At 58.4% G+C, this 12,086-nt stretch carries 10 protein-coding genes and 3 pseudogenes; 3 read left to right on the top strand and 10 right to left on the bottom strand.

From position 1 onward, the window contains the following. Together LR948_RS18200 and istB are read left to right on the top strand one after the other, a co-directional pair. Positions 1–514: pseudogene (locus LR948_RS18200) on the top strand (IS21 family transposase); the annotation flags it as partial. Beyond that, on the top strand, positions 444–1,172 hold the full coding sequence (gene istB, locus LR948_RS18195; protein ID WP_232755512.1) for an IS21-like element ISPkr1 family helper ATPase IstB: 729 nt from the start codon (positions 444–446) through the stop codon (positions 1,170–1,172). The pseudogene LR948_RS18200 and the gene istB, both read left to right, overlap by 71 nt. 130 nt (positions 1,173–1,302) lie before the next feature. Here the strand turns inward: istB and LR948_RS18190 are convergent. Both LR948_RS18190 and LR948_RS19060 read right to left on the bottom strand, forming a co-directional pair. Continuing rightward, positions 1,303–2,210: pseudogene (locus LR948_RS18190) on the bottom strand (IS3 family transposase); the annotation flags it as partial. Between the two features lie 101 nt (positions 2,211–2,311). Further along, positions 2,312–3,850: a primase C-terminal domain-containing protein gene (locus LR948_RS19060; protein WP_232755511.1), complete on the bottom strand. Its 1,539-nt coding sequence runs from the start codon at positions 3,848–3,850 to the stop codon at positions 2,312–2,314. Between the two features lie 847 nt (positions 3,851–4,697). On the opposite strand from LR948_RS19060, the gene LR948_RS18180 reads away from it, so the two are divergent. After that, on the top strand, positions 4,698–5,117 hold the full coding sequence (locus LR948_RS18180; protein ID WP_232755510.1) for a hypothetical protein: 420 nt from the start codon (positions 4,698–4,700) through the stop codon (positions 5,115–5,117). Positions 5,118–5,145: 28 nt separating this feature from the next. Here LR948_RS18180 and LR948_RS18175 read toward each other — a convergent pair whose 3' ends face one another. From LR948_RS18175 to LR948_RS18140, 8 genes and pseudogenes are all read right to left on the bottom strand, one after another. After that, on the bottom strand, positions 5,146–6,000 hold the full coding sequence (locus LR948_RS18175) for a hypothetical protein (RefSeq protein ID WP_232755509.1): 855 nt from the start codon (positions 5,998–6,000) through the stop codon (positions 5,146–5,148). A 43-nt stretch (positions 6,001–6,043) separates the two neighbouring features. After that, a complete protein-coding gene (locus LR948_RS18170; RefSeq protein ID WP_232755508.1) occupies positions 6,044–6,559 on the bottom strand; it encodes a hypothetical protein in 516 nt (171 codons plus the stop codon). Positions 6,560–6,821: 262 nt separating this feature from the next. Continuing rightward, positions 6,822–8,141 (bottom strand): type II toxin-antitoxin system HipA family toxin, encoded by a 1,320-nt coding sequence (locus LR948_RS18165; protein WP_232755507.1) that lies wholly within the window; start codon positions 8,139–8,141, stop codon positions 6,822–6,824. Continuing rightward, positions 8,141–8,392 carry a helix-turn-helix domain-containing protein gene (locus tag LR948_RS18160; protein ID WP_232755506.1) on the bottom strand — a complete coding sequence of 84 codons (252 nt, stop codon included), beginning with the start codon at positions 8,390–8,392 and terminating at the stop codon, positions 8,141–8,143. The genes LR948_RS18165 and LR948_RS18160 overlap by 1 nt, the downstream gene beginning before the upstream one ends. A 132-nt stretch (positions 8,393–8,524) precedes the next feature. Continuing rightward, on the bottom strand, positions 8,525–9,541 hold the full coding sequence (locus tag LR948_RS18155; RefSeq protein ID WP_232755505.1) for a GSU2403 family nucleotidyltransferase fold protein: 1,017 nt from the start codon (positions 9,539–9,541) through the stop codon (positions 8,525–8,527). Between the two features lie 103 nt (positions 9,542–9,644). After that, entirely contained in the window at positions 9,645–10,289 is a 645-nt protein-coding gene (locus LR948_RS18150; protein ID WP_232755504.1) for a 5-formyltetrahydrofolate cyclo-ligase, read from the bottom strand. A gap of 152 nt (positions 10,290–10,441) precedes the next feature. Then, positions 10,442–10,651: pseudogene (locus LR948_RS18145) on the bottom strand (MucR family transcriptional regulator); the annotation flags it as partial. 187 nt (positions 10,652–10,838) lie between these two features. Continuing rightward, positions 10,839–11,285, bottom strand: coding sequence for a hypothetical protein (locus LR948_RS18140; protein WP_232755503.1), 447 nt, complete (start codon positions 11,283–11,285; stop codon positions 10,839–10,841). Between the last annotated feature and the right edge of the window lie 801 nt (positions 11,286–12,086).

Raw genomic sequence — 12,086 nt, 5'->3', positions numbered from 1 at the left:
GGTCGAGTTCTGGCAGGACGGCAAGATCGTGGGGCAGCACGCTCGAGCCTTCGGCCGTGACAAGGCCATCTACGACCCGTTGCACTACATTCCGGTTCTGGCTCGTAAGCCCGGCGCCCTCCGGAATGGCGCCCCCTTCAAGGACTGGGACCTGCCGCCGGCGATCAGGCGCGTGCAGCGCAAGCTTGGCAAGGTGCCGAACGGCGACCGGCAGATGGTTCAGATCCTGAGCATGATCCCGATCGATGGACTGGATGCGGTGGATGCTGCCTGTGCCGAGGCCCTAAGCGAAAGGGTCCCCGCAGCCTCGGTCGTCATCAACATCTTGGCCCGGCATCGGGAGCCGTCACCGCCGCTGACCATCGACACGCCGGCCGCGTTGCGACTGACCTGCGAGCCCGTCGCCGATTGCAAACGCTACGACAGTCTCAGGAGACCCAACCATGGAAAGATCACAGGTGCTGGACGCGATGAGCCAGCTGAAGCTCTACGGCATGAAGGCCGCCTACGATGAGATCATCACCACGGCGGTGAAGCGTCAGCACGAACCACAACAGATCGTCGGCGACCTGCTAAATGCCGAGATCAGTGAGAAGCAGGCGCGCTCGATCAAATACCAGATGACGATCGCCAAGCTGCCTCTGGCGAAAGAGGTCGACGAGTTCAGCTTTGAAGAGACGCCAGTCAACGAGACGCTGGTGCGCGATCTGGCCGCCGGGGAGTTCCTCGAACAGCAGCGCAATGTCGTGCTCATCGGTGGCACCGGGACTGGTAAATCGCACCTGGCCGTCAGCATCGCCCGGGCCTGCATCCGGCGCGGCAAGCGGGGGCGCTTCTTCAATGTCGTAGACCTGGTAAACAAGCTCGATGCCGAAGCCCGTGCCGACCGACAGGGGCGCACGGCAGACCTGCTGTGCCGCCTCGACTTCCTGATCCTTGACGAGCTCGGCTATCTTCCCTTCGCTCAGACCGGTGGCCAGCTGCTGTTCCATCTCATCAGCCGCCTCTACGAGCGCACCTCGATCATCGTGACAACCAATCTCGACTTCGGAGAATGGCCTTCGGTCTTTGGCGACGCGAAAATGACCACTGCACTGCTCGACCGCCTGACACATCACTGCGACATCGTCGAAACCGGCAACGAGAGTTGGCGCTTCAAGACCTGTGAATGACCAAGAACCCGCTGGCCCGATACAGCTGCGCTGTGTGAGGGCTACACCGCATCGGGCCAGCTACCCGGGCACTCCAAGGGGGTCATTTTTGGATGCCGATAGGGGGTCACGATTGGCTGCCGATTGACAGCCAGTCGACGCCGGTGCTCACGCACCACGCCAGGACGGCCATCGAGGTGAGTTCGGTGCCATTGTTGGAAACCATCATGGCAGGAGGCCCCCGCTGGGCGACCAGGGTCTCCAGTTCCCGGACAACCCGTAGCCTGGAGAGGGAGGTGTCGACCACCAGTGCCAGGCATTCCCGGCCGTAGTCATCGACCACTGCCAAGACCCGGAACCTCCGCCTGTCGGTCAGTGCATCGCTGACGAAGTCCAGGCTCCAGCGCATGTTTGGTGCCTCCGGCACCAACATCGGCCGCCGCGTCCCCTGGGCGCGCTAGCGCCCGCTCCGGCGGCGCACCTGGAGCTTCTCCTCGCGGTAGAGCCGCCTGAGCTTCTTCAGGTTGATCACGATCCCTTGGCGCTCGACCATCACGTGGATGCGCCGATAGCCGAACCGCCGCCGCTCGGCGGCCACCGCCTTCATCGACACCCGAGCTTCGGCATCGTCCGGCCGCACGCCACGATAGCGTACGCTAGAGCGATCCACGGCCAGGACCCTGTCACGCCCGGCGCTGGCTCGCCCCGTGGACCTCCACGACATGCGCCACCGCATCCCGCTTCAAACCGGGTACTACCATTTTCTGCGGCGACATCCTTCAGGATCCCGCTCGCCATTGAGCTCGAACCAACGGCGCTTTCAATGGCTCGCTCGAGCATGGCTTCAGCGCGCCGCTTCTTCAGCCAGCCGTTCTCCTGTTCGAGCGTCTTCAGCCGCCGCGCGTCCGACACCTCGAGCCCGCCATAGCGCGCCTTCCATTTGTAAAACGTGGCGCTGCTGACCCCGTGCTTCCGGCACACCTCGGCAGTCGACATCCCGGCCTCCTGCTCCTTCAGCACCCCGAGGTTCTGCTCTTCGCTGAACCTCGATCGCCTTATTGTCCGGCTCCTCGCTGGAGCGGCCTCTACCTCAAACTGGAGGAAGAACGGGGTTCAGGTCACGGTTAATAGCGTACAAATTGGGAGACCCTGCCGGGAAGTCAGACAGCCTCTTCATCTGACAGGGTCCACTTCTTTAAGAGAGTCCCTTGAGTAACAGAGTCCATCGCTTCAAATTCAGCCATCATCTCCTCTCCGCTGACACAGCTGACCGCAGGAGATCCGTTTTCTTCTGCATCGATGTGATCCCAGAGTGACTGCTCAGCGCGTTGAGATGCTGAGCGATGCAGTTCAGGCCCGTTTCCAAAGCTGTTTTCTATATATCGTTTCCTGATAGCCACTGTTTTGACCACCCAGTTATGCGTCTCGAGCAGCTGTTTGCACTCCGCTATCGCCTGATTCTGGGCATCGTCGTCGATCGCTCGCAGGTGCTTTCGGACAGTGTTTCGAGACATGCTCACATCACGCGCGAGTGCGGAGACAGTGACCTCTTCGCCACGATCGATCATCTGAAGACGGGCCTCTTTGATCAGCTCGAGCTTGTTTTGAGCGTTTTTTTTGGCACCATAAACTCCGCCGACGGCTTGCTTGGTTTTATTTGTCGCGACATGCGGCATGAGCCCCTCTCTACGACAGACGCCGCGATCTATGTGGCCACCGGGCGCTGTGTACTTGCGCCAGGTCCAACTAGCCATGGATCGAGCAAGGTACCTGAGCTCTTTGTCTGGTAGAGGATCATGCCAATTATTGAGCGCATTGAACAGTTCGAGCTCGTTGAGGGCATACTCGCGGAGCTCGTACTCAGTATTGCATTGTGACTTAGCTGCGTAGACGAGCCCCCGGACGCTCTCAAATGCCTTGGAATTGCGGCCGGCGAGCGCGTGACTTTCGTCGAAATAGTTAGTTTGCGCACGGGCATAGGTTTCTCGGGTACGCTCTTCCTGTGATGTATGAGAGCTACTCCGATCGTCCGAGATCGGCTGGGCCTGTCTCAGGGGTTCACGCGACATCCACTCGCGCAGTTCAGTTAGCGTCCATTCTTCGTTCGTCCCCGGAACTACGTCGTGCGCGTCGTTGTGCGGGTTCTTCGAGACAAGCGGACTTTTCTCATCGACAACACATCCGATGCCGCGGAGCAGCCGAATTAGCTCGTTGCGAACAACATCAAAAAAAATGATGGCCTGAGTGTTGCTCGTATAGATCGGATACTTGAGCCACCAGACAATGTGTGGGCGGCGCACACACTCTAGGGTCGACCCACGCCGCCCACATAGATAGCGCGGTGGCGGGATATTTGCAGATTCGAACCGGGTGGCATCAACGTCACTATCAACATCAATAGTAATGACGTCTCTGCGATCTTGCTTTTCGTCACTGATGTCGCGACGGTCGAGCTCAAGGTATGGCATGCATGCAAGATACTCTCGAACGTTGTTCGAGAGTATCTTTTTGTCTGTGTCAGCGCAGCGACCAACCGCTGGTATTCTATGAAGTCTGAGATAGTCATGCTCGCCGACAGGCAGCTTGCAGGGCTTCCAGCCAAGGGCACTGTCTTGATTAGACTTGTTCCCGTTGAGAATAATCTGCTCCCATTTGCCGTTTTCGCCTCTATACTGCTGTTTCTTGAATCCTACTGGCACACAAACCCGGCCTTTCGGCCAGGCGCACGAGAGCACGTTCGGTTGCGAGGCAGAATTGCCGAGTATGTACTAATTTCAGAATTCATCTTCCATCTACCTAGTAATCTCACGCCCCAAGCCGGCCAAAGCTTGGTGCGTGCTAGGCAGGTTGTCAGACACTCGTTAATCTCAAGTTTTCGCCCCAAAAACCTTGGATTTGAAAAGTTAACAGAAGATTTTCAAATGGTGCAAAGAACATAAATTGGCTTGTAATTTAAGCACTTCTCCACTGTATATCATTAAGGCGCTCACGCGCGGTCCGAGATTGCCGCGTGTTATCTAGCGGTTCTGACACAAACTTCGCCGCCATAGTCCATCAGAGCCTAGGATGCCTCGCAATGAGATCTGTCCGATTGTCTTCATGCAGGGTGCTTGGCTCCCTAAGGAACACATCCTGCATGCCGTCTTCTTTTTCTTTCAGTAAGGCGTCTCGTAACGAGATCTGGAGAAGATCCAAGCTGAGCGCGGAGCGCATGTTTATCACGCGACACTGAGCCGATGGATGGTGAACTCCGCATCAGGCTCGGCTTTGGTAGCGCAGAAGAGGAAAGTGCGTGCCGCCTCATCGCTGCGCCTCGACGCGGCTTACGTATAGCCCCGTGGCGGCTGGTGTTATCATTGCCGTGAATTTGATCGAGATGGTCAAACGCTAGAGTTCCAGCTCTCAGATGATCTGAGATCCGCCTTTCCTCCGAATTCCCGGAGGTTCTGTGGGCCGATGCACTGCTCTCCACCATTGGACCGCCGGAATCTGGAATTTTCCGGCTGCCTCTCGATGACGGCTGGCAGAGCCATCTGGCTGCCAGGATTGCCGAAGCGCGACGGGGGGGAACTGATAATAGCGGGCTGCAGCTTCGTCACCGAGGCCCTCTTCTCGCACCCGTCAAAGCTGGAGGTCTTCGAAGCGGCACGGGCGCGAGGATACCTAGTCGTTGTGATGCATGTGGGCGTCGACGGCGCCGATCTGTCTGTGGGACGTGTGAGGTGTCGCACCGAGGAAGGCGGATATGACGTTCATGAAGAAAAGATCCTTGCGCGATACGAGCGCGGGCAACCGCTGATCCACGAGGCGGTACTGCTGGCAGACAGGTGCATGGTCTTCGACAACTCTCATCTCAATACAGCGTCGCGGCAGATGCTCGTCTTTGCCAGCGGACGTCTGATTCTTGCTGTCCCGATCCTGCCGGAATGGATCCTGAAAGGTTATGCCGCCGATCTTCTGTATTGAGGCTCGCCTGCGCTCGGTTCCCGCAGGACTACTCCATCCAGACGTCGCTGAGCCGAGTGTAAGCAGGCGACCCGCCTGCATCCATGACGATCCAGTCCTCACCTTGCGCTGTCACGATACCAGGGTGCACGAAACCGGTATTTGCTTTGTAGCAGTAGGATGGGAGCGAGCTCTCCGTGGGGAAGACCCGCATGACAACATCATCGGAGTTCGCATAGACCATCTTGTTGAACGGCCGCCAGGTTCTGGAAATTTCTTCCAGGACCCGCCAGTTTCCAGAGTCTGCAGGGTGCGCCGACGGGACGATATTGAGGTTTTCTGAAATCTTGGCCGCGGGATCGTCTATCCAACCGCCAAAGCAGAACACCATCTCCCCATTGGTCCAGGCACTTTCCTCAGAGTAGGCAGACCACATGGGGAATCCGGGGCGAGCACCGCTGACTTCAAAGACGCGGCGCATGTTCCATTGCGTTGCCTGCTGGGTCTGAAGCAGCAGCTCCTTGGCGGCATCACTCATGCTCGTTGACGGAGCCGCAGATGATCGGTCGAAGAACTCGTCCAGGCCGTCGGCGCCGGCTTCAAGGAAATACGCGATCCGACCTCGATCAAAACTGTCCCGGGGTTCGGACGGGATCAATCTGACACTCGCGGGGATGCGGCCCGCCAGGGTATCTTCCTTCATCCTGGCACAGAAAGGGCACCAGGGCGCGACAATGGCGTAGATCTGTCCTTCGCGGTCCTGGGGACCCACCGGGACAGAAAATGCTGCCTGAAGCCCTCGCCAGACATCGTCAGAATAAACCGCGCCGCAGTTTTGATATGCTAGAAGGTTGGTCGGCGTGGCGACTGCGCCCGCGAAAGGCAGCGATACCAGCGACTTCATCAGCGTGCGTCTGTGCAAATCACTATCTCCCAATCGCGCTGCCTTAGAGCATCTCTTTGACCGTCTCCCAGGAGCAGTCCCTGTGGCTGCCACCACCATCTCCGCGCGCCAGGCGCGTCCCAAGGGTCGGATCAATGAGTTCGTAGAAGCTGATCTCGTCTCCGTCGACGCTGAGGTTCGTCAGCACCAGAAGCGGCTTGTCCTCGTCCAGGTAGGTAATCTCGCCCCCGCGAAGCCTGAGCGTCTCCTCCCGCTCGGAGAACAACCCAGAATGCACTTGTGTCATGATGATCCGACGCCCCTGACCGCGCTGACAGAACCAGACCTCCGCGAAGCCTTCTTCCTGGGTTCTGAATTTCTCGATGACGAGGCCGTCGTCTCTCACGCTTGCTTGGAAGGTCTCGGGCCAATCGAACGGGCCCAGGTAGTCGGCAATATTGGGTCCGAAGAGCGTGCCAGCACCAAGGATGCACAGATCGATCCCGAACCCCACAATCCACGGAACCTGCAACCCGACCAATTGAGCCGCTTTCTGGGAAAGTGAGAAACGAATGGACACTTGCAATCTCGGCAGGGAAAACTCCCTCAACGAGATACTGGCCGCATACCCAAGTCAACTCATAATTGCCGGCGCCAGGAGGTCAGGCGGCAGCACTCACCTATGCCGAGCTTTGCTCAGAGATGGAAAACTGCGTAGAGTGGGAACAGCGTGAAGCTGGCCCCAGGGGCTCCAACCACGGCTGAGATCCGCGCGATCAATCAGGCCTGAAGCAAGGGCGGGGTCGTGGCGGCTATGGTTATCGGCGCGGGGATTGATCGGACTACACAGCGCTCGTCAGCTTGAGCCCACGCACCCTTTCTGTGACGGCTGCGCTGACGGCATCGACAACCGCCATGGGAAAACCCTTTGGCAGCGCATTTTCTGATGTTTCTAGCGCTTTCGGGGCTAGTGCAGCGACCTCTTCGACAATGGCCGTTGCGCGCTTTTTTGAAAGACCGGCGCGCATGGCCGTCTGCACAAAATGACGCCCGTGAATCTGATCAAAGCGATAGTGGCGGCTATTGCCGACCGACATCGCCATCTTCATCTGTTTGCGCTCGATCTGGCGGGCATTCAGCGCAGGCTGCGCCGTTACGATGTCATAGAGCGGTGTCATGCGGTAACTGCCGCCGGGGCTCAGAAACACGCTAAAGTTCTTTGCGTGGCCATCCGTTGCACCCATCAGCCAAAACACAAGCTGGGCTTTCAGGAAGCTTTCCTGATCTTCCATCGGCGTGTCGCTGCCCTTTAGCAAGTCAAGCACATCTACCATGCCCGGCCCGCCTTCATTTTGGTACTTGAGCGTTGGCGGCACGGATAGGGCCTGACAGCAATCCTCCTGCGGCAGGCGCAGCAAACGGCCATCCTTCGTCCAGCGGCGGTCAAAGCGCTCAATGGCAAGAGCTTTGGTGTCACCGAAGGTTTCAATGGTAGCGGTGTTCACCGGCAGACCCAAGGCTTTGGTGAGCTTCAGGCAGTAATATTCGTTCTCGACGCTGTCCGAGAGGTCGATGCCGCCAGGCAGTTCGCCAATTTGTGTCTTGATTAAATGCGTGGTCGGTGTCGTACCGTGTGGCTTGATCCATTGTCCGTCGTGCCAAAGCAGCGCCGTCTTTTCCTGCGCGCCCGCGACAGAAATCCGGAACGCATCATCGCTGGTCAAACCGAGCGGTGCCTGGCTCAGGCCTTTGAGGATTTTTTCGATGGCGGCTTCATCGACCTTTTCGCCTTCCAGCTTCCCAGTGGCGTCAGGTGCATCATCATCCCCTGCGATGAATTGCAGCGCGCCCACGCAGTCATGACCAATCTTGGTCAGCATGCTGTAGGCGTCCGTGCCGCGTGCGCCGACCTTTTCGGCTACCAGACGGCGCAGTTTGTCCGAGTCCGGAAGCAGGTTTTCGAAGACGGCGGCAACGGGTTCGCCGCGATATGGGGTCTCTCGTAGCGGCAGTGATAGAGAGACCGGCAGGGCGTGCTTCCAGCTTAGCCAGTTCTGATGATACGCAAAGCCAATCGCACCGCTGGCCTCGCGGCTCAGTGTGCCAACCCGGCGGTTGTTCAGATATACGCGCAAGGGTGCGTAGGCCGGGCGCCGTCCCATCAGAACAGCTCCTCGATATCGCGTTCGTGGCCCTTGGATCGCTCACCGATCCTGAGTTCAAGGTCGAGCGCGCCAAGGATGGCCAGGATGGATTCGAGTTTCGCAGGCTTTTCACCGCTCTCGATCATCGAGATCGTCGCCTGGCGCAGGCCTGCCCGTTCGGCAAGCTGCATTTGTGTCCAGTTGCGCTTCTTGCGGGCACGCTGGATGATGGCGCCGATCTGTCTGGGTGTACGGGCTAGATCATTCATTGGGGCAATGTACGCTACGGCGCATAAACTGTCAATATGCGGCGTAGCGGATAATCATTACTTATGCGTCGCTACGAATAAAATGCATTTATCAGTTAGGGCGTATAGGGCCGATGATCCATCCGCGCCCCGTCAGATCTCCAAGCCCTCAAGGATCGCACGCGTTTCCGGAATTCGATCAAGGGCCCTGGAAATGTGCTCGCGCCAGCGTGGCCCGGTCTCCATCGCCGCGGTGTAGGCCTCAAGTAGATCGTCAGGGCGATCCTCGGACATGGCCGCAATCAGGAAGGCGGCCTGCTCTCGGTCCTTGGTGGATTTCAGGCTACCTGCACCATCTCTGCGGCGATCAGCAATGATCAGCTTGTGGATCGCAAACCGCTCCGGCCGCGGGATCTGAACCAGGACTCCTGACCGATATATCGCGACTGCATGGATGGGCTCGGCGATCAGGAAATTCAGATAATTCAGACCTTGCGCGTCTACGCCAAGCGCAGGGAGCTTTCGAAGGCTCTCCTCGCCGAAGGCCGGAGTCAGGAACTCCACCAGCTGCCCGCTGCCGCCTTGGGTCCACCTCCAGGTCCGAGGCTTGTCCAAGCTCGGAATGGGCTCGAACTTCAGAGCGGAGAACGTCTCGGCAAGGCCAGGGGCAACTTGATCCTCAAGCGCGACGCAGAGCTTTTCGAACTGGGTGATGTCGATATCTCTCGTAGTGGCCATCCCGCCGATGGGAAGACGGATGCCGAGCTCACCCTCATACAGCCGAAACGCATTCGTGCCCACGATCGTGCCGCCAAGTCGGAACGTCCCGGCCGCCTCCATCGCAGAGAGGATGGATCCTGTTGCCCGATCAGTGGACGTCATGCCTTCAGCTCGGAGAATGCGGACGAGGCGTGAGCGCTCTGACTTGCGTGCTTTGGCGGTCTCACGGATTTGTTCAATCCGCTCGATTCGCGCGCGGGTGTCCTCGCTGTCTTCCCCCACATAGACAAACCGCATGTCCTTGCCGACACGGCGCGCCGCGTACCAGTAGCCCTTGTTTCCGCGCTGCTTCAGGATGGGCTTTCCTTCGACGCCAGAGAGCGCATCGTCGCGCAGAAGGCGCACCAGGTCCGTGTATGCGCTTGTTGCAATGCTACTGAGACTGATCATGCCTATCACTTTGCCGTTTTGCTAGGCACAAATGTATCAAGCAATTTAATATATTGCTAGGCACACCCAGAACGTCTGGCGTCAAGAAGCTCAGAGACGACTATCACACGAGGTGCGTGCCATCCGAGAGGACCGCTTCGGTCATCGGGATGTCCCAGGGCATCGGGAAGATCGTTCGCACAAGGCAGCCGGCGAAGCCCACGCCGATGATGCGGGGGCGTAGATCAAATTCAGCGAGCGTGCGATCGTAGTATCCCCCGCCGTTGCCCAATCGGTAAAGCTCGGTGTCTATTCCTACCAGCGGCGCGATGACGACGTCCGGAACGGCGGGGTCGCGGTCGGCCGGCACCATGATATTCCAATGGCCGCGCGTCATGCGGACCCCGGGATGCCAGGCATGGAACTCGAGCGGCGCATGTCTTTCGGTGACGACAGGAAGGAGTATCCGGGCCCCGGCCTGATGAGCGTCTTCCATCCATCCTCGCAGATCTGGTTCACCACGGATTGGCCAGTAGACCGCTATCGTCAAACCAGGCTCTGGTGAGAGGACGCGGTTGAGCCCTTCGATCAAAGCTCTGGTGGACCGTGCTCGCTCTTCAGATGACAGGGCACGTGTTGCGACAAGCCGTGACCGCTCAGCACGTCGGAAGCGAGCAACATCCCGCGCGGTGTCCGGGTCGACCGGGTGCTTGCCGACCAAGACATGCGCGAAACAGGGCGCTTCCCCTCCGTTGTTTTCGTCATCCATCCGAAACCAACCAGTACGACTTGCCGCGGCAGGGCTGATAGCGCACCTCGCGGCGGGGATGAAAGCAAATATTCCAGAATTGGATTGCGTCGCAGTGCACGCACCGCGGTGGAGCTCCTAGTGCAGGGCGCGCCGGCGGTGCGTGCACTGCGAGCCGCATATCCCGGGGCGACGAGGGGGTCGTGAGGATCGAGGTTCCAACGCTCTCGATATTCCTCCTTTGAGAGACCGTGCTCGAGCTGAAGATGCCGGGCCAGGAGAGTGAAGCGCTCTCCACATTCCCTGCAACAGACGCCACGAGGCTCATGACGTTCATGAAAGCGGGAGTGCCCCAGGTCGAGGATCGCTTGCTTGTGCGGCATTAGGTGATCCTGAATGCGTGTTTCGCTTCGAACCAAACCAGCAATGTCAACTACACCTAGGGTTTAGCTGACACAGCGGCACTTCACCCACAAGGTAATCATCTGCAAGATCGCTTTTGCACGAGCGTCAACCACGTAGAATGCCGCAAGTGGTCATGCAATGCAGGGATTGTCGCCCCTCAGTCGACTATGGTTGGCGCGCTATGTCTCGGTCCAGGTCGTGATCTTTCCAAGGATCGCCTTCGTGGCGAACTCTGAGATGGGACCCGTGATCAATTACAAGCTCACCGCGGGCCATCATCTCCAAGAGCACGCTCAGTCTCACAGGGATCTCGACCGTGATCGTCCCCTCGAAGCCGTGGTAATGCACGGTTTGGTTCAGCGCCTCCAAAAGCCCGACCATCTCCAGCACAGTCCTTGTTTCCAATAACGGGTGCGTATCAATGCTGGAAACCACCAAGTAGTCATCTTCCATACCCCCCCGAAGGACGCAGGGGTCGATGATGACACCCAAGAGGTAGACCGCATCCTCGACGAACTTGGGAAAGGGCCGCATCAGCGCGAGCCTGGGGTCATCGGGATTTGGCCGTGGAAGTCCGATGGCGCCGTAGTCGAGCGGCTTCTCCACGATCACGCAGGGATCTCCGCCGCGTCGACGCCGCCCGTCTGTTTTGAAATTCGGGCGAGCATGTCAGCGGCATCAGAGGCGTTGACATGAACTTCGGAACTTACCGTCCGCCCGTCTTGGACCAGCGCTACATCGATGGAGATGACGCCGCGGACAGTCACATCATTCGCCCTCGAGCGACGGCTCGCCCCTGGCCCGGAGCAGAGCGTTCCGCCAGCGCATTGGGAGCGATCGCTTTGTCAGGGGCTGAGGAGGTCATCCGGACACAGGGTGTAAAATGAAGAGGTTGAAAAGTGTACTTTGAAATCAGAAAGACAGAGCTGTCCCGCAGGTGTCGCGGCCCGGCCAAGGAGCTACGCAGTAATGCACGAAGGATAGTCGCTCGACCCATGCGCGTCAACGCGTCGCCCTGCGCCACCATAAATTGCAACGCGCAATCTATGCGGCATTGTGGTTAGCTTGGGACAACATCGTGCGGATAAGATTGCGGCAAACAGCAATAGAAGGACTTCAGTGAAGAAGCTTCATCCAACCCTTGCGCCTGGATTCAGACTATGAATATGATTCTCAGGTAGCCCACTTGACACTGGGCTCCGCTTCGCAATCTGACTCTTGGTAGCAAGCCAATCGGCTCCCCGTTTCTTTTCATTCCCGGAGACCATTCCGGCTGATGGAAGAGGCGCCTGAACGGATTCTGAATTTGGCACCGCTACTGGCTGATAAACAGGCAGGGAGCATAAAATGCCAGGAAAGCCGAAATCTGAAAGCAGGAAGATGAAGGCGAGCATCAATCTTCGGATGACGGAT

This window comes from Roseivivax sp. GX 12232, from assembly GCF_021272185.1.
Taxonomy (GTDB): Bacteria; Pseudomonadota; Alphaproteobacteria; order Rhodobacterales; family Rhodobacteraceae; genus Roseivivax.
Note: the sequence above shows the minus strand (reverse complement) of the source record. Positions and strands in the feature narration are given on the sequence as shown.